The organism is Sphingomonas sp. (assembly GCF_965227385.1).
Classification (GTDB): Bacteria; Pseudomonadota; Alphaproteobacteria; order Sphingomonadales; family Sphingomonadaceae; genus Sphingomonas.
Genome location: NZ_OZ245750.1, coordinates 1,884,359 through 1,901,036 on the forward strand (window position 1 = coordinate 1,884,359; position 16,678 = coordinate 1,901,036).

Genomic DNA, 16,678 nt, shown 5'->3' on the forward strand with positions numbered 1-16,678 from the left:
TACCCGGGGCGATACAGGCGGCATTACCGTTCGTACCGGATCCGCCACAGCCGATATGGAGCGCCCTTGGGCAGCGTCACCGGCTCCAGCCACTCCGGAACCTTGCCCTTGGCAAGCTGCCCGTAGAATCCGTCCTTTTCCCGGGCGCGGTAGACGGTGGTTTCGGCCATGTTCGGGCAGACCAGCAGATATTGCGCGCCATAACGCCGCGCGATGCCGCGAAACGCGTCGGGCTTGCCGGTAAAGGCGTGGTGCACGTCGAGGATCGCGCGCTCGTTGCGGTGATAGGGGCCGGCGATCCCCTTGTGCCGAGTCATGACGATCAGGCGCGGTCCCAGATCGACATGGGTGAACAGTGTCGTGGGCGGCAGCGTGCGGTCTAGCATCCGCATCGCGGCGCCGCTGGCACAGCGGTTGTTGGCGCGGCTCACCGTGCTGCGATATTTCGACGGCGGATCGCTGACCGGCAGATATTTGACCACCAGCCCGGCGAACAGGCCCGATACCAGCAGGAACGCCACGACCGATCCAAAGACCCGCACCAGCATCAACCGGTGCCCCAGGAACCAGGGCAGGATCGTCCAGACGAGCCAAACAACGCCCGGCACCGCCAGCAGCTGCGCCGCCGGTCCCGCGCGCACCTGCCACAGCAGCATCGCCCCGGCAAAGGCCGTGAACAGCCCGATTGCGACCCAGGCGACCAGCTGGTCGGCGGTCCGGGCGCGCCACGCGGCGAACCCGGCGCCGATGATCCCGATCACCGGCAGCACGGCCATCGGAAAGGCCATGCCAAAGCTGTGCTTGTAGATCGGCCGCGCTTCGCGGACATTGTTGAGCCACGTGTTGGCCAGCTCGTCCGACACGCCTTCGGGGCGCTGGAGGCATTGCGGGAACAGACCGGCAAAGCCGCCGACGACGATCCCCCCCGCCGCTGCCGCCACGCCCAGCCTGACGAGGCGATTGGCGGGGTTGAGCAGGCTCAGCACAACCCCCAGCGCGCCCGCGACCACCATCACCGACAGCCAAACCGGCGTCAGCGCGTCGCACCGCATCGCGTAATTGGCGTTGGATGCGAACAGCGCGAAGCCCGCGCTGCTTCCGCCCGCAAGGCTGAGGCCATAGGCGCGCATGCGCGGCATTTCGTCGCGGTCCCATACCCAGCGCAGTGCGACGATCGCCCCCGCCATCGCACAAAAGGGCAGCAACTCCAGCCCGATCGTCAGCGATCCTGCGCTGGCGAGGCCGACGGTCAGTCCGCCGCGCGTCCGTTGCGGGTCGGCGATGCCCATCACCGCCAGCGCGAGAAAGGCGAGCTGCCAGCCATGATGATCGATGCGCAGCGGCACGAACTGCGCCATCGTCGCAGTGCAGCCCATCAGGATCAGGACAGCGAGCGGCCAGGCGGCGGGCGCGACCAGCCGCCGCACCGCCGCGCCCATCGCCAGCATCGTCACGGCCAGGGGGAAGAGCGGCGCGATCCCCACGGCCAGCCGCTCGGCCATCGCGGTGCCGGTGAAAGGCTGGAATAACAGGATCAGCGCAGCGATCGGCAGGTCGACGAGGCGTGACCAGTGGATGTCGAGGCCGCCCGGCGGGCTGAGCCGATATTGGCGCAGGTCGTACCAGTCCTGCCCGGCGAGCAGGCCACGTACCTGCATCAGCCGCATATTGTCGTCGGTATCGCTCAGCGCGAGCGCGTTGACCGGACCCCAGCGGTACCAGAGATACCAGATGGCGATCGCCGCCCATGCGAGCAGCGTCCAACGCACCCAGCGCGTCCGCAATTCTCGATCGAGGTCGAACCCCGCGAATCGCATCGAACTCAAAACCGCTTCCCCTTCTGCAGCGCGAGCATTAGGGCGGCGCGCGACTTCAGGGCAAGGCGGCGTGGCTTCACTCAATCATCGACTGGACGATTTGCGGCGGAGCGGCGTGCTCGGCCAGCTCGTGCGCTTCGGCATCGCGGGTGGCATTTCCACGCTGATCTATTCGGCCGTCTATCTGCCGCTGACCTTTTGGGTGTTCGCGCGGGAAGACGCGGTGTTTGCCGTGCCATTCGCGTTCGGCGTAGCGGTCACCGCAGGCTATTTCCTGCACAGCCGCTGGAGCTTCAAGGGGCATGGAACGCGCGATCCGGGCCCACGGCAAAAGCTGCAGTTTGTCGCTGTGCAGGGGTCGGGTGTGGCGCTGAACGCCGTCATCACCTGGCTCGGCACCGCCGTGCTCGGATATCCCGGCTGGTTACCGCTGCTGCCCGCAGTCGGCCTCGCGACAATTTTTACCTTCATCCTCAACCGTTGGCTGGTATTCCGCTGATATGGACCGCATCGTTTACGACCGCATGGCCGAGCATGATTCCACCCATTGGTGGTATGTGGCGCGCCGCGATATCCTCGCCGATTACATCGCACGCTATGTTCAGCCGCCAAAGGACGCACGGATCCTTGAGATCGGCTGCGGCACCGGCCACAACCTCCCCATGCTCGGCGCATTCGGCACGGTCGACGCGATCGAGATCGACGAGGCCGCCCGCACCGTCGCCAGCGCGCGGCTGGGCAAGGACGTCGGCAGTGCGCCCTTGCCCGAACTGACCGGGGTGGCCGAGGGGCAATATGACCTGATCGCCGTGCTCGACGTGGTCGAGCATGTCGAGGACGATGTCGCCGCGCTCGCTGGCATGGCCAAGCGGCTGAAGCCCGGCGGCAAGATCCTGATCACCGTCCCCGCGCATCAATGGATGTGGAGCGCGCACGACGTGGTGAACCATCATATGCGCCGCTATTCCAAGGCGTCGCTCACCGCTGCACTGGACAAGGCCGGCCTCAAATGGCGCAAGCTGCGCTGGTTCAACTCGCTGCTGTTCCCGGCCGCCGTCGCGGCGCGAGTCGCGGGCAAGCTGACCGGCAAGGACGACAGCGACGATTCGCCGCCGCCGGGGCCGCTCAACTGGGCGTTCGAAAAGATTTTCGGGCTGGAGCGCCACCTGCTCGGCCGCGTGCCGATGCCGCCGGGCCTGTCGATCATCGTGCTGGCCGAGCCGAAGGTGTGAGTTCGATCAGCCACCAGTCGGGCGGAGCGTTCAACCGCATTGGCAAGGCTCCCGATCCGACACCCCCGGTGACGATGACCGTGCGGCCTGGATCCTCGATCCGACCGCAACGATAGCGCTGATCGTAAAGCGTTCGGCCCCGCGCGGTGCGGACGATCGGACCGATCCAGGGCAGCACTCCCTGTCCGCAATGTGTATGCCCGGCGAGCAGCAGCGGAAATTCCGCCGGCAGGTCTGGCGCAATGTCGGGCGAATGGGTGAAAGCGATCGGGATGCCTCCGACAGCCTTTGCGCGCGCTGCGGCAACCGGAATCGAATCGTGGCTGGAGAAACGGTCGCCGATCCCCGTGATGGCCAGCGGCCCGCGGCGCACCGCGTCATTCTCGAGCGTGAGTACGCCCGCCCCGGCGAGTTCGGCGCGGATCGTATCGGGTGCGGTCCAGTGATCGTGATTGCCCAGCACCGCGAACACGCCCCAGCGCGCGCGTAGCCCGGCCAGGTGGCGGAGGTCGCGCGCCCGCTCGACCGCACCGTCGGGTGTGTCGCCGATAATGAAGTCCCCAGCAAGCAGGACAATGTCGGGCCGCGCGGCATTGACCTGCGCGACAACCGCATCAAGCCGCGCGGGCGGCATGCCGATATTGCCGACATGGATGTCCGACAGCAGCGCGATCCGGATCGGCGCGGTGCCGACGGGCAGCTGCGGGAGGCTGACCGCTCCTTGGCGCAAGATCGGTACGGCGGTCGCGTTGCGCAGGCCGAATAGGGCGAGCCCGACCACAACGCACAGCACCAGCACGATTGCGGTCCGTGCGATGCGCGCGCGGGGAATCAAAGCCTCAATTCGCCTCGGCGACCGCCAGCAGCGCCGCGTCGATCATCGGCGTTCCCGACGCATCCCCCGGCACATCATTGGCGTAGGCCGCAAAGGTCAGCAGTTTCCCGCTCCTGCCCAGCATATAGCCCGCGAGCGCGTTGGTGGCGTTGATCGACCCGGTCTTGGCGAAGACCCGCCCCTCCAGCGCCGTCCCCTTGAACCGGCGCGCCAGCGTGCCATCGACGCCGCCCACGGGGAGAGTCTCGCGCCATGCCGTGCCCCAGGGCTGGCGCGCGATCCAGTCGAGCAGCGTCACCATGCCGCGCGGCGCGATGCGGTTATAGGTCGACATGCCCGAGCCGTCGGAAAAGTCGAACGCGGTGCGCGGCACCCCGGCGGCGGCGAACATCGCGGCGACCCGTCGCTGCCCGTCCGCAACCGACCCGGTTCCTTCGACCAGGCCGGTGCGACGCAGCAGCAGTTCGGCGTGCAGATTCTGGCTGACCTTGTTGATCGTGCGCACGTCCTCCGCCAGCGGGGGAGGGGTCAGGGCGGCGAGCCACACCCGGTCGGGTAACCGGGGCGGGGGGGCGGTACGCGTTGCCGGATCGTCGGTCGCCGGATCGAGCGTGCGGTACCGCGACGTGATCGTTCCGCTGACCTTCACTCCGCGTTCGCGCAACAATGCTGCCAGCCGCCACGCCGCATAATGCGCGGGGTCATCGATGCCGAAACGGATCGTCCGGGACGGCGCATCGGCGGCGATGGTGCCGGTGAGGCGGATGGTGCGGTCGAACGGAAGTCGGTCGAACGCGATATCGGTCTTGCCACCAGCCGCGACGGTCACAACGCGATTGTCGATCGTGACATAGCCGAGATGGTCCATCTTCGGCGTCGCGCCCGCGATGCCCGGCGTCACCGTGGCAACCAGTTCGTTATAGTCGAGGCTGAGCGCGGAATTGGCGGTACCCGAGCGCGACGGGATGTTGTTCCAGCTCATCCCCGAACTCCAGCGTTCGTCGGGGAACAGGGTTGCGTCGCCGGTGATGTTGCGAACCCGCCGGATGCCGGCGGCGATGGCGTTGGCGAGCTGGCTCAGGCAATTGGTGACGCAGTCGGCCGCGCTGGACAGACGGGCATCGCCGCGCCCGGCGAGAATCAGGTCCTTGCCCTCGATCCGCACCGCGGCACCGCCCTTTGTGTCGGGCGCGGTGATTGCGTCAGGCATTGTCCACCACGCGGCAGCGGTGGTCACGATCTTGGTGTTCGATGCCGGGATGAAGCGTTCATCGGGGCGGATCGCGACGATCTCACGGCCCGCACCGTCGCTCACCACCAGGCCGAACCGGCTGCCGGTCGGAGCCTTGGCGAACTCCGCCTCGACCCGCTCGCGCACGGCCGGTGCATCCTGCGCCAGAACCGGTGCGGCCAGCGCAAGCGCGACGAGGGCGAGGATCGCCCTCACAGCAGCGTAGGCGGCTCGGACTTGCGCTTGGCGGGCTTGGCCGAGGCCGGAGCAGGCTCGTCCAGCTCCGCGCGCGGTGGCGCGAAGGGAGAAACGGTGACCTCGCCCGAATCCTGGAAGCGATAGCCCAGCGAGGCATGGCCCTTCACCGGGCCCGCGACATCGGCGACCAGGTAGAGCGGCCGCCGCTTCGATTCCACATAGAGGCGGCCCAGATACTCGCCGATCATGCCGAGCACGAACATCTGCACCGCGCCAAGGAACACGACGACCAGCATGGTCGAGGTCCAGCCCTGCACCGCATTGCCGAACAGCCAACCCACCACGATGTAGAGGAACAGCAGCACCGACAGGCCGGTGAGCGCGAGGCCGACATGGCTGGCGAAGCGCAGCGGCGCGGTCGAGAAGCCGGTCACCGCGTCGAGCGCGAAGCGGACCATTTTGGCGAGCGGATATTTGGTCTCGCCGGCGTGGCGCTCATGCCGGTCATAGACGAACGGCACCTGGCGGAAGCCGACCCAGGCGACCATGCCGCGGATGAAGCGCGCCTGTTCGGGCAGCGACAGGAATGCGTCGAGCGCGCGGCGGCTCATCAGGCGGAAATCGCCAGTGTCGAGCGGGATCGGCGTATCGGTGATCCGGTCGAGCATGCGATAGAACAGCGCGGCGGTCGCCTTTTTGAAGAACGTCTCGCCATCGCGCTTGCGGCGTACGGCATAGACAACGTCCGCACCCTGTTCGCGCATCGTCGCGCGCATGTCGGTCAACAGCTCCGGCGGGTCCTGAAGATCGGCGTCGATCACCAGGATCTCGTCGCCCGCGCACAGGTCGAGCCCGGCGGTCAGCGCGAGCTGATGCCCGTGATTGCGGGACAGATTGACCGCGACCAGATGCGGGTCGCTGGCCGACAGCCGCTGCATGACGGACCAGCTGCCGTCGCGCGATCCGTCATTGACCAGCACGATCTCATAATCGTCGCCAACCGCCGCGCGCGCCGCCGCCGACACGCGGGCGTGCAGCAGCTCAAGACAGCCTTCTTCATTGTAGCACGGCACGACGACCGAGAGCTTTGGACGTTGCATGGCGCGGTCTTAGCGCGCCGCAGGCGCCTCGTCATGCGCGATTTAACCACCGACACGCCGACGCGCCCGCACCGAACCGGTGCGCGGACACCTAGACCCGCTCGGCCGAACTGACTGCGTCAGCCGCGCGCAGTGCCGAGATCAGCTTCATCAGATGTGCAGCGTCGCGCACTTCCAGGTCGATCATGTTGGTATGGAAGGTCGTGTCGCGCGTGTCGAAGCGGATGTTGAGGATGTTCGCCTTGTGCTGGCCAAGCAGGGTCGCGACCATGCCCAGCGCACCGGGTTCGTTCTTGAGCGTCACGGCGATGCGCGCCGTCCCGCCTTCCGCCTTGTCGCCCCAGCCGATATCGACCCAGTCCTGGTCTTCGACCGCATCGAGCCTGGGGCAGCTGATCTGGTGGATCTCGATCGGCGCATCGGGGTGGCGCACCCCAACGATTCGGTCGCCGGGAACCGGGTGGCAACAGGCGGCAAGGGTGAAGGCAACACCGGGGGTCAGCCCCTTGATCGAGATCGGCACGCGCTGAACGGGCATCAGTGCGGCCTCGTCTTCGGTCGATCCGGGCATCAGCGCTTCCATCACCTGTGCGTCGGTGACCTTTTGCCGCGCGATCGCCTCCATCAGCGCATCGGCATCCTCCAGCTTCAGGCGCGTCAGCGCGGCGCCCAAGGCTTCCTCGCCGATCGGGACGGGCAGGCGGCCGACAATCTCGTCATAGAGCTTGCGGCCCAGCGCGATCGTCTCGTCGCGTTCCTTGTGGCGCAGATGGCGGCGGATCGCCGCGCGTGCCTTGCCCGTGATCGCGAAATTGAGCCAGTTATCCTGCGGCCGCTGCGCCTTGGATCGTAGGATCGCGACCTGATCGCCCTGCGCGATTTCGGTGCGCAGCGGGACGACGCGGCCGTTGATCTTTGCCCCCACCGCCTGATCGCCCAGGTCGGTGTGCACCGCATAGGCGAAGTCGATCGGGGTCGCGCCCTTCGGCAGCTGGATCAGCTCGCCCTTGGGCGTGAAGGCGAAGATGCGATCCTGATACATCGCCATCTTGGTATGTTCGAGCAGTTCCTCGGGGCTTTCAGCCTGTTCGAGGATGTCGACAAGGTCGCGAATCCAGCTGACCTGCGTGTCGGGGCGCACCGCATTCTGCTTGTACGACCAGTGCGCGGCGAGGCCGTGTTCGGCTTGGCTGTGCATTTCACGCGTCCGGATCTGGATTTCGACGCGGGTGTCGCCGGCATGGATGATGCTGGTGTGCAGCGAGCGATAGCCGTTGCGCTTGGGCGTCGAGATATAGTCCTTGAACCGCCCCGGCACCATCGGCCAGCGACGGTGGATGATGCCGAGCGCGCGGTAACATTCCTCTTCGGTCTCGACGATCGCGCGGAATGCCATGATGTCGGACAGTTGTTCGAAGCTGACATGCCTCTCCGACATCTTCTTCCAGATCGAATAGGGGTGCTTCTCGCGCCCCGAAATCTCCGCCTCGACCCCGCCGCGCGACAGCAGCAATTTTAGGCCTGACCCGATCTTGGCGATGCGGTCCTCGCCCTCGACCGTCAGCGCCGCGAGCCGCTTGGTGATCGATTCATGCGCTTCCGGCTCGAGCTGCTGGAAGGCGAGCGTCTGCATCTCCTTCATGAACTCGTACATGCCGATCCGCTCGGCGAGCGGGGCATAGATGTCCATCGTCTCGCGCGCGATCCGCCGCCGCTTCTCCGGCTTCGCGATATGGTGCAGCGTGCGCATGTTGTGCAGCCGGTCGGCCAGCTTGACCAGCAGCACGCGGATATCGTCCGACATGGCGAGCAGGAATTTGCGCAGATTCTCGGCCGCACGCTCGCTCTCGGTCTGCGCCTCGATCTTGCTCAGCTTCGTCACGCCATCGACCAGGCGTGCGACGCTCGGCCCGAATTTGGCGAGGATTTCCTCGGGCGTCGCGACGGTATCCTCGATCGTGTCGTGCAGGATCGCGGTGGCGATCGTCTCGTCGTCCAGGTGCAGATCGGTCAAAATGCCCGCCACCTCGATCGGGTGGCTGAAATAGGGGTCGCCGCTCGCGCGCTTCTGACTGCCATGCGCGTGCATCGAAAAGACATAGGCGCGGTTCAGCAGCGCCTCATTGGCTTCGGGGTCGTAGGACAGGACCCGGTCGACGAGTTCATATTGACGCAGCACGGGCGTGAATGTGGGGTGGGATGCTGCTGCTTTGCAACAGGATTCACGCAAAACGGGCACCGGCGCTGGCCGATGCCCGTTCAGTGTTGCGTGTAAGTAACGCGAGCGTGGCTTACTTGGCGCGTGCGTTGCAGGCTGCCAGTGCCTCCGCGTCGAAGCTGGTGCCTCCCACCGTGAAGGTCGACAGAGCACCGATGCGCTGCACGACGCGCTCGCACATTACCTTGTCGCTCATCGTCGATTTTGGCGCGGCGCAGCTGCCGTCCTTGCACTTCCAGACGGTGGTCTGGGTGATGAAGCTGGCCTTCTTCGGTGCTTCGGTCGGGGTGGCGGTGTAGTGGCCCGACTGGGCCAACGCGGGGGTGGCAGCGCCGGCGAGGCAGAGCGCGGCAGCGGCGATCGGGGCGAAGCGGATCATGATACTCTCCCTGGGGTGCACTGCAACAAAGGTTGCGAATCGCTACTTACTCGCCTAGATTTTAAGTTGCAACGAGAAACTGTTGCTGCACCGCAAGGAACTTATCGCGTTGTGTGGCGGTGAAATTAGGGTAGATTTGCCGGTCATGGGTCATACTGGACTGCGAGAGCCGCTACGACAGCTCGCCACCAATTGCAGCCTTCCGGCGGCGCTGGAGGCCATGGGAGAGCGCTGGTCATTCCTGATCCTGCGCGCCGCGTTCAACGGCCTCTACCATTTCGAGGAGTTCCAATCGGAACTCGGCATCGCCCGCAACATCCTGGCCAACCGGCTCGCGCGGCTGGTCGATCATGGAATTCTCGCGCGACAGACCTGCGACGATGATCGCCGCAAGGTCGAATATCGTCTGACCGAAAAGGGCTTTGCCCTGCTCCCGACCATGGTTGCACTGCGGCAATGGGGCGAGCGGTGGGAGACCTGCATGCCCGCGACCCCGGTGCTGGTCGACGCACGCGACCATCGCCGGATCGCGCCGGTGCAGGTGCGCAGCCATGACGGGCGAGTCCTCGGCAAGCACGATCTGCTGTGGTCGCTGCCGGAGGATGTGGTGGGCGAGGGGCCGGCCGAGGCCGCCGAGTAATCAGCCCGACGCGAGTTCGCTGCGGTTGCGGCCGCGCGACTTGGCGCGATATAGCGCGGCATCGGCGATACGGAACACCTCGTCGGACGACAGGGTCGGCCGGACCGGTGCGATGCCCGCGCTGACAGTGATGGTGAATGTCGCGCCGCCGGCATGAATGCGCGCGTCCTGGAGCGAGTTGCGCACCCGCTCGCATGCCGCCATCGCGGCGGCGGTCGACAGGCCGGGGAACAGCACCGCAAATTCCTCGCCGCCTAGTCGCCCGATCACGTCCTCCACCCGCAGATTGGCGCGCAGCACATCGGCGAAATGGAGCAGGGCGGCGTCTCCCGCATCATGACCATGCCCGTCATTGACCTGCTTGAAATGGTCGAGGTCGAATAGGGCCAGCGTCGCAGGCCGGTCAGGGGTATCGGTGCGGAACCGGTCGATCCGGTCCTGAAATGCACGGCGGTTGAGGACGCCGGTCATCGGATCGGTGTTGGCCTGACGCAGCAGGTCGGCTTCGCGGGCCTTGCGGTGACTGACTTCGCGAATCACCGTGACCACGCTCAGCACCGCCTGGTCCGCATCGCGCACCGCGCGGGCGGTGGTTTCGAACCAGCGAATGCCGCCGGTGGCGGTATGGACGCGAAATTCAAACCGATGGACCGTCTCCGGCTCGGCCACGACCCGGCGATAGGCTTCGCGCACCCGCTCACGATCGACTTCGTGGACCATTGCGGCGGGGTTCTTGCCGATCATCGACTCGGGCGCGTGCCCCGTCACCTCACGTATCGAGGGGGAGGCGAATTGCACCGCACCCTGCGGGTCCAGCGTCAGCACGACGTCCGACACATGGTTGGCCATCAGCCGATAGCGCGCCTCGCTCACCGCGACCGACGCGGCGAGACGCTGGTTGTGCGCGATCATCGTCGCGAACGGAACCGCGATCAGGAACAGGACGGAAAGATAGAACTGGAAGAATTGCAGCCGGAACGCCTCGTCCCCGTCGATCATCTGCAGCGGCCCGATCCCCGCCACCATGAAGGCCGCGCCGATCAGCGCAATCGCGAACACGCCCAGCGTGGCGCCCGCGACCCGAAACGCCATGGTTGCGGCGATCAGCGGCAGGATCGGAACGAACAGCAACGGCAGGCGCGTCTGTGCGAAGCACAGGCTGGTTACCGCGATCAGCAGCAGCGCGATGCCGGTAAAGCGGGGCAGCGCCGCCGGCCCCGCAGACTGGTCGCGATAAGTGGTTCCGGCCAGCACGAGCAGCGCGATCGGCGTGCCGATCAGCATGCCTAGCCCATGGCCGATGCCCCAGCTCATCCACACCACCCACGGGTCCGCCCCCGAATACAGGGCGAGCGCCGCAGCCGGGATGACCCCGGTGACGAGCGGTGCGATCACCCCGGCGGTTGCGACGAACACCGCCAGCGGGCGAAGCGACAGGAACAGGCGCGCGTCGATGTTGAACCGGCGCAGCAGCGCCCAGGCGATCAGCGCCTCCGCAATATTGGCGACGCCGAACACGGGAGCGAGCGCGGTATAGGGTGACAGCGCGACCGACGCAGCGACCGACGCGGCGAAACAACTCGCCACATGCAGCGGGCGCTCGGTCGCGGGTCGTGTCAGCAGCGTCGCGACCAGCACGGCGTTTGCGATCCACAACAACGCGACATTGCCGCTCAGAATGGTGAATGCGATCGCCGCCGCCGCGCACAGGAAATACACGATCGCCACCGCGACGACGACCAACAAATCGGTTCGAAACAGGCTGCTGCGGCGCATGGCCGGACGCTAGTCCGCGCCGGTTAACAGCGCGTTTCCCCCGATGCCGGTTGATCGCGTATCGCCACCGCCTCAGCCGGTCGGCAGCATCCGCGCGCGGACTGCAGCGGGGATCGGTGCGGACCGTCCGGCATCCAGGTCGACATTGACATGGACCAGTTCGATCATCGTGTGCAGCGCACCGGTATCGGCATGGGCCAGTTCGATCAGGCTGGTGACGCTCGACGTTCCGATGCGCCCCGTGCGGACATGCGCGTCGAACACATCGTCATAGCGGAACGGGGCCTTGTAATCGACCGTGGCGCGGGCGACGTGAAATTCCATCGTGCGCCATTCGGGCAACTCGGCCAGCGCCAGCCAGCGCCAATATTCGCTCAGCGCGACATCGGCATATTCCAGATACCGGGAGTTGAACACGACCTTCTGGCCGTCAATCTCGGCATAGCGGACGCGCAGCCGATGGGAGAAGGTAAATCCGGGTCGGGTCATGCGGTAGCCGTGACGCAACCCGGGCCCGAATTCAATCATCCGCCCGCTGTGGCGCCACATGATCCGACGGCGAAACGGCCACGGGCCGGGTTCGGCTTTTGCCGGTGATCGTTGTGGCCGGTCATGAAAAGGGGCGCTCCGGACGGGGCGCCCCTTTTGGGTTCAGGCCGATTTCGCGCCGGTGTTGACGCCCATAGATTGCAGATAGCGTTTCACGTTGCGCGCGGCCTGCCGCAGCCGCTGTTCATTCTCGACCATCGCGATGCGCACGAACCCCTCGCCATTTTCGCCATAGCCGACGCCCGGTGCGACCGCGACCTTGGCATGGGTGAGCAACTGCTTGGAGAATTCAAGGCTGCCGAGATGCGCCAGCGCCGGCGGGAGCGGGGCCCAGGCGAACATCGATGCGGGCGGGGGCGGGATGTCCCAGCCGGCACGCCCAAAGCTCTCGACCAGCACGTCGCGGCGCTTGTGATACAGCACGCGATTCTTCTCGACGATGTCCTGCGGCCCGTTGAGCGCTGCGCAGGCCGCGGCCTGGATCGGCGTGAAGGCACCGTAATCGAGGTACGATTTCACCCGCGTCATTGCCGCGATCAATTGCTTGTTGCCGACCGCAAAGCCCATGCGCCACCCGGCCATCGAATAGGTCTTGCTGAGCGAGGTGAATTCGATCGCGACGTCCTTCGCACCCGGCACTTGCAGGATCGAAACCGTCGGCTTGCCGTCGAAATACAGCTCCGAATAGGCAAGGTCGGACAGGATCCAAACCTTGTTCTCCTTCGCCCAGGCAACCAGCCGCTCGTAGAAAGCCAGGTCGACCGTCTCCGCCGTCGGGTTCGACGGATAGTTGACGACCAGAATGCTCGGGCGCGGCACGGTGAAGGCGATCGCGCGCTCGAGGCTTTCGAAATAGGCGTCGTCGGGGGTCGTCGGCACCGCGCGGATCGTCGCGCCAGCCAGGATGAAGCCAAAGGTGTGGATCGGATAGCTGGGGTTCGGCGCGAGCACGACATCGCCCGGCGCGGTGATCGCGGTCGCGAGGCTGGCCAGCCCCTCCTTCGACCCCATCGTCACCACGACTTCGGTATCCGGATCGATATCGACGCCGAAGCGGCGGCCGTAATAATTGGCCTGGGCGCGACGCAGGCCGGGAATGCCCTTGGACTGGGAATAGCCGTGCGCATCGGGCTTGCGCGCGACTTCGATCAGCTTTTCAATGACATGGTCCGGCGGGGGCAGGTCGGGATTGCCCATGCCCAGGTCGATAATGTCCTCTCCCGCCGCGCGCGCCGCTGCCCGCATCGCATTGACTTCGGCGATGACATAAGGGGGCAGGCGCTTCATGCGGTAGAATTCTTCGGACATCGTACTGGGTTCCGGCTCCTCGGGGTGGTCGCGCAACGCGCGATGCCTCGTTATACAGGGGGCGGGGCGGCAAGCCAGAGGAGAGGCGCGTGGCGACGGCAAAGAAAAAGACGACGACCGCAAAGACAAAGCCTGACGCCGCCACAACCGCCGCAAAGCCCAAGGCGAAGCGCGCGGCAAAGCCAAAGCCCGATCCCAAGCCCGCCGCTGATGCCGCAGCCGAAACCAAGCCCGCGCTGGAAGATCTCCAGCACTGGACCTGGGTATTCGGGCGCGCACAGCAGATGATGATGGAACAGGGGCTGGATATCGCCGGACAGATGCCGACGACGCCGCAGCTTCCCATGATGCCGCCGCTCGATCCTGCCGCCGCGGTGCGTGCAGGTGCGGAATTCTGGGCCGACACGATGACGCTGTGGCAGCGATTCCTGGACCCCGCTGCGGCACCGAAGTTCGAGGAAACACCCGAACAGGCGCGCGATAAGCGCTTCAAGGCACCGCAATGGCGCGAACAGCCGGTGTTCGACTTCATCCGCCAAAGCTACCTCACGTTGTCGAGCCATCTGCTCAAGGGCGTCGACCAGATCGAGGGGCTGACCCCGAAGCAGAAGGAGCAGCTGCGCTTCGCGACGCAGGGTTTCATCGACGCGATGAGCCCGAGCAACTTCCCCGCGACCAACCCGCTGGTGGTCGAACGGACGATCGAGACCAAGGGCGAAAACCTGCTCAAGGGCCTCGCGCACATGCTCAACGACCTGTCCAAGGGGCAGATGACCCAGACCGTCGAGGGCGCGTTCGCGGTGGGCGAGAATATCGCAACCACGCCGGGCCGGGTGGTCAAGCGCACCCCGCTCTATGAGCTGATCCAATACTCGCCGACCACCGACACGGTGTTCGAAACGCCGCTGGTGATCTTCCCGCCCTGGATCAACCGCTTCTACATCCTCGACCTGACGCCCGAGAAGAGCTTCATCCGCTGGGCGGTGGAGCAGGGGCTGACCGTGTTCGTCGTGTCGTGGAAATCGGCGGACGCGAGCATGGCCGATGTCGTGTGGGACGACTATGTCGAGCGCGGGCAGATCGACGCGATTAACACGATCCGCGACTTGCTCGGCGTCGAGAGCGTTCACACGATCGGCTATTGCGTTGCCGGGACCACGCTTGCTGCAACGCTGGCGGTGCTCGCCGCGCGGGGCGAGGCGGCGAAAGTCAAGAGCGCGACGTTCTTCACCGCGCAGGTAGATTTCAGCGAGGCGGGCGACCTCAACGTCTTTGTCGACGACGAACAATTGGCGCTGATCCAGTCGCTGGCCAGCGAGGGGTTTCTCGACGGGCGCTACATGGCCGCGACCTTCAACCTGCTGCGCGGGCGCGACCTGATCTGGAACTATGTCACCAGCAACTACCTGCTGGGCGAGGATTATACCCCGTTCGACCTGCTCCACTGGAATTCGGACGTCACCAACCTGCCGGCCAAATGGCACGCTAGCTATCTGTCCGACCTGTATCGCGACAATCTGCTGGTGCAGCCGGGTGCGCTGGCGATCGGGGGGACGCCGATTGACCTGCGCCGGGTGACCACACCCGCTTATGTCCAGGCGGGGCGCGAGGATCATATCGCCCCGCCGCGTAGCGTGTGGAAGCTGACCGGGCATCTCGCCGGGCCGATCCGTTTCGTCCTGGCCGGATCAGGGCATATTGCGGGCGTGGTCAATCCGCCTGCTTCGGGCAAATATCAGTATTGGATCAACGAGGCGGGCGCCGCAAATCTCGACGATTTTGTTGCAGGTGCAGTTGAGACCAAGGGCAGCTGGTGGCCTGACTGGATCAGGTGGATCGAGGCACTGGATGGCAACCGCGTGCCGGCCAAAAATGCCAGAGTTCCCAAGCCAGATGAGGAACTTGGCGCAGCGCCTGGGCGTTACGTTCGAACCCGCTGAATTTTTTGTGCACTGCACAATAAGCCTCTTGAAACACGGCCGTCATCGACGTATATGCTGCATTGCAATAATCGCAGCGAGGACGTCGATATGGCCAGCAAGGGTCCGCGTACCGGGGCGAAAAAGCCGGTAGCCAAGGCACCAGTCGCCAAGGCGGCGCCGAAAGTTGCCGCTGCGACCGCTTCGGTGGTGGAAGAAAAGCCTGAACCCGTCGAGACGGTGGCTGCTCCGGTCGAACCGGTAGTTGAAGCCGTGGCCGAACCAGTCGTCGAAACCGCCGGAGTCGTCGAAGCAGCCGCGCCGGCGGTCGAGACTGTCGCGGAAGCCGTCGAGGCGGTCGCCGCACCTGTAACCGAGATTATCGAGAATACCGCTCCGCAGATGGCGGACACCGCAAGCAAGGGAATCTATACCATGGAAGCCATTGAAAAGAGCCAGGCGATGTTCGCCGAACTGAACGACAAGGCGAAGGCCGCTGTCGAAAAGAACACCAAGCTGGTCGGCGAAATGACCGACCTGGCCAAGGGCAACGTCGAAGCGCTGGTCGAGAGCGGCAAGATCGCGGCCAAGGGCTTCGAGACCATGGGTCAGGACGCCGCCGAATATAGCCGCAAGCAGTTCGAGCAGGCGACCGCCACGATGAAGAGCCTGGCCGCCGTCAAGTCGCCGGCTGATTTCTTCAAGCTGCAGAGCGACTATGTCCGCAGCGCGTTCGACTCGATGGTCGCCGAGACCTCGAAGAACACCGAAGCGTTCATCAAGCTGGCCGGCGACGCTGCACAGCCCGTCTCGAACCGCGTTGCGGTCGCGATGGAAAAGATCAAGACCGCGGCCTGAACCGGCCAAGCGTCCTGATCGGACGAATTCGGGGCGGTCGCCATGCGCGGCCGCCCCTTTTTCTGTTCGGCGGAAATGAAATGCGGCTCCGCGCTGCTGCCCCCTTGCCCTCGACTCACCGCTGCCATATTTTCGCAGGTCTCATGACAGCGCTGCGCACCACGACCCCGATGGCTCCGATTACGATGGGCGATCCCGACCACGACGATGACGAAGGGACCGCGACCGGTGTCGTCACCCGCACGCGCGCCAAGACCAAGAAGCCGACGCCCTATCGCGTGCTGATGCTCAACGACGACTATACCCCAATGGAGTTCGTCGTGCTGGTGCTCCAGCGCTTCTTCAAGATGGACATGGAAGAGGCGACCCGCGTGATGCTGCAGGTGCACCAACGCGGCGTCGGCGTCTGTGGCGTGTTCAGCTACGAAGTCGCGGAGACCAAGGTCGCGCAGGTGATGGATTTCGCCCGGCAAAACCAGCACCCGCTGCAGTGCACGCTGGAAAAGGCGTAACCCTCCCCACATCGCTCCGGCCTTGAGCCGGGGCTGGGCTGCCGTTCACGTCGGATGGACAAGATGAAGCCCTGTCCCGGGTCAAGCCCGGGACGACGGATAAAGC

The 16,678-nt window shown here is 65.5% G+C and carries 15 protein-coding genes; 6 read left to right on the forward strand and 9 right to left on the reverse strand.

What is annotated here, in order from left to right:
• Positions 1-23 precede the first annotated feature (23 nt).
• Positions 24-1,817 (reverse strand): AcrB/AcrD/AcrF family protein, encoded by a 1,794-nt coding sequence (locus ACO05N_RS08995; RefSeq protein ID WP_422058725.1) that lies wholly within the window; start codon positions 1,815-1,817, stop codon positions 24-26.
• 70 nt (positions 1,818-1,887) lie between these two features.
• Here ACO05N_RS08995 and ACO05N_RS09000 point away from each other — a divergent pair, with 70 nt between their 5' ends.
• A complete protein-coding gene (locus tag ACO05N_RS09000) occupies positions 1,888-2,316 on the forward strand; it encodes a GtrA family protein (protein WP_422056773.1) in 429 nt (142 codons plus the stop codon).
• A gap of 1 nt (position 2,317) precedes the next feature.
• The gene (locus ACO05N_RS09005; RefSeq protein ID WP_422056774.1) at positions 2,318-3,049 is read left to right on the forward strand and encodes a class I SAM-dependent methyltransferase; all 732 of its coding nucleotides are present in this window, start codon (positions 2,318-2,320) and stop codon (positions 3,047-3,049) included.
• Here ACO05N_RS09005 and ACO05N_RS09010 read toward each other — a convergent pair.
• The 5 genes from ACO05N_RS09010 to ACO05N_RS09030 all read right to left on the reverse strand — a co-directional run bounded on the left by ACO05N_RS09010 (position 3,021) and on the right by ACO05N_RS09030 (position 9,010).
• Positions 3,021-3,848: a metallophosphoesterase gene (locus tag ACO05N_RS09010; protein ID WP_422056775.1), complete on the reverse strand. Its 828-nt coding sequence runs from the start codon at positions 3,846-3,848 to the stop codon at positions 3,021-3,023. The two genes, ACO05N_RS09005 and ACO05N_RS09010, sit on opposite strands and share 29 nt — an antisense overlap.
• 40 nt (positions 3,849-3,888) lie before the next feature.
• Positions 3,889-5,331 carry a D-alanyl-D-alanine carboxypeptidase/D-alanyl-D-alanine endopeptidase gene (gene dacB / locus ACO05N_RS09015; protein ID WP_422056776.1) on the reverse strand — a complete coding sequence of 481 codons (1,443 nt, stop codon included), beginning with the start codon at positions 5,329-5,331 and terminating at the stop codon, positions 3,889-3,891.
• The gene (locus tag ACO05N_RS09020) at positions 5,328-6,413 is read right to left on the reverse strand and encodes a glycosyltransferase family 2 protein (RefSeq protein ID WP_422056777.1); all 1,086 of its coding nucleotides are present in this window, start codon (positions 6,411-6,413) and stop codon (positions 5,328-5,330) included. Before ACO05N_RS09020 ends, dacB begins: the two co-directional genes overlap by 4 nt.
• 91 nt (positions 6,414-6,504) lie before the next feature.
• Positions 6,505-8,592: a RelA/SpoT family protein gene (locus ACO05N_RS09025; protein WP_422056778.1), complete on the reverse strand. Its 2,088-nt coding sequence runs from the start codon at positions 8,590-8,592 to the stop codon at positions 6,505-6,507.
• A 112-nt stretch (positions 8,593-8,704) separates the two neighbouring features.
• A complete protein-coding gene (locus tag ACO05N_RS09030) occupies positions 8,705-9,010 on the reverse strand; it encodes a CC_3452 family protein (protein ID WP_422056779.1) in 306 nt (101 codons plus the stop codon).
• A 145-nt stretch (positions 9,011-9,155) separates the two neighbouring features.
• On the opposite strand from ACO05N_RS09030, the gene ACO05N_RS09035 reads away from it, so the two are divergent.
• Complete coding sequence (locus tag ACO05N_RS09035; RefSeq protein ID WP_422056780.1) at positions 9,156-9,650, forward strand: winged helix-turn-helix transcriptional regulator; 495 nt, start codon at positions 9,156-9,158, stop codon at positions 9,648-9,650.
• Here ACO05N_RS09035 and ACO05N_RS09040 read toward each other — a convergent pair whose 3' ends face one another.
• The 3 genes from ACO05N_RS09040 to ACO05N_RS09050 all read right to left on the reverse strand — a co-directional run bounded on the left by ACO05N_RS09040 (position 9,651) and on the right by ACO05N_RS09050 (position 13,283).
• Positions 9,651-11,426 (reverse strand): diguanylate cyclase, encoded by a 1,776-nt coding sequence (locus tag ACO05N_RS09040; RefSeq protein WP_422056781.1) that lies wholly within the window; start codon positions 11,424-11,426, stop codon positions 9,651-9,653.
• Positions 11,427-11,498: 72 nt separating this feature from the next.
• The gene (locus tag ACO05N_RS09045) at positions 11,499-11,915 is read right to left on the reverse strand and encodes an acyl-CoA thioesterase (protein ID WP_422056782.1); all 417 of its coding nucleotides are present in this window, start codon (positions 11,913-11,915) and stop codon (positions 11,499-11,501) included.
• A 162-nt stretch (positions 11,916-12,077) separates the two neighbouring features.
• Positions 12,078-13,283, reverse strand: coding sequence for an LL-diaminopimelate aminotransferase (locus ACO05N_RS09050; protein WP_422056783.1), 1,206 nt, complete (start codon positions 13,281-13,283; stop codon positions 12,078-12,080).
• 236 nt (positions 13,284-13,519) lie between these two features.
• Between ACO05N_RS09050 and ACO05N_RS09055 the strand changes: the two genes are divergently transcribed.
• The 3 genes from ACO05N_RS09055 (at position 13,520) to clpS (ending at position 16,572) form a co-directional block, all read left to right on the forward strand.
• Complete coding sequence (locus ACO05N_RS09055) at positions 13,520-15,223, forward strand: PHA/PHB synthase family protein (RefSeq protein ID WP_422058726.1); 1,704 nt, start codon at positions 13,520-13,522, stop codon at positions 15,221-15,223.
• Between the two features lie 90 nt (positions 15,224-15,313).
• A complete protein-coding gene (locus ACO05N_RS09060) occupies positions 15,314-16,060 on the forward strand; it encodes a phasin family protein (protein ID WP_422056784.1) in 747 nt (248 codons plus the stop codon).
• Positions 16,061-16,230: 170 nt separating this feature from the next.
• Positions 16,231-16,572, forward strand: a complete 342-nt coding sequence (clpS, locus tag ACO05N_RS09065; RefSeq protein WP_422056785.1) for an ATP-dependent Clp protease adapter ClpS — start codon at positions 16,231-16,233, stop codon at positions 16,570-16,572.
• The last annotated feature ends 106 nt before the right edge of the window (positions 16,573-16,678 follow it).

Bases quoted from the DNA above. Each gene is read 5' to 3' on its own strand.
- ACO05N_RS08995 (WP_422058725.1), bottom strand. From the start codon at position 1,817: ATGCGATTCGCGGGGTTCGACCTCGATCGAGAATTGCGGACGCGCTGG.
- ACO05N_RS09005 (WP_422056774.1), top strand. From the start codon at position 2,318: ATGGACCGCATCGTTTACGACCGCATGGCCGAGCATGATTCCACCCAT.
- ACO05N_RS09020 (WP_422056777.1), bottom strand. From the start codon at position 6,413: ATGCAACGTCCAAAGCTCTCGGTCGTCGTGCCGTGCTACAATGAAGAA.
- ACO05N_RS09030 (WP_422056779.1), bottom strand. From the start codon at position 9,010: ATGATCCGCTTCGCCCCGATCGCCGCTGCCGCGCTCTGCCTCGCCGGC.
- ACO05N_RS09035 (WP_422056780.1), top strand. From the start codon at position 9,156: ATGGGTCATACTGGACTGCGAGAGCCGCTACGACAGCTCGCCACCAAT.
- ACO05N_RS09040 (WP_422056781.1), bottom strand. From the start codon at position 11,426: ATGCGCCGCAGCAGCCTGTTTCGAACCGATTTGTTGGTCGTCGTCGCG.
- ACO05N_RS09045 (WP_422056782.1), bottom strand. From the start codon at position 11,915: ATGACCCGACCCGGATTTACCTTCTCCCATCGGCTGCGCGTCCGCTAT.
- ACO05N_RS09050 (WP_422056783.1), bottom strand. From the start codon at position 13,283: ATGTCCGAAGAATTCTACCGCATGAAGCGCCTGCCCCCTTATGTCATC.
- ACO05N_RS09060 (WP_422056784.1), top strand. From the start codon at position 15,314: ATGGCCAGCAAGGGTCCGCGTACCGGGGCGAAAAAGCCGGTAGCCAAG.
- clpS (WP_422056785.1), top strand. From the start codon at position 16,231: ATGGCTCCGATTACGATGGGCGATCCCGACCACGACGATGACGAAGGG.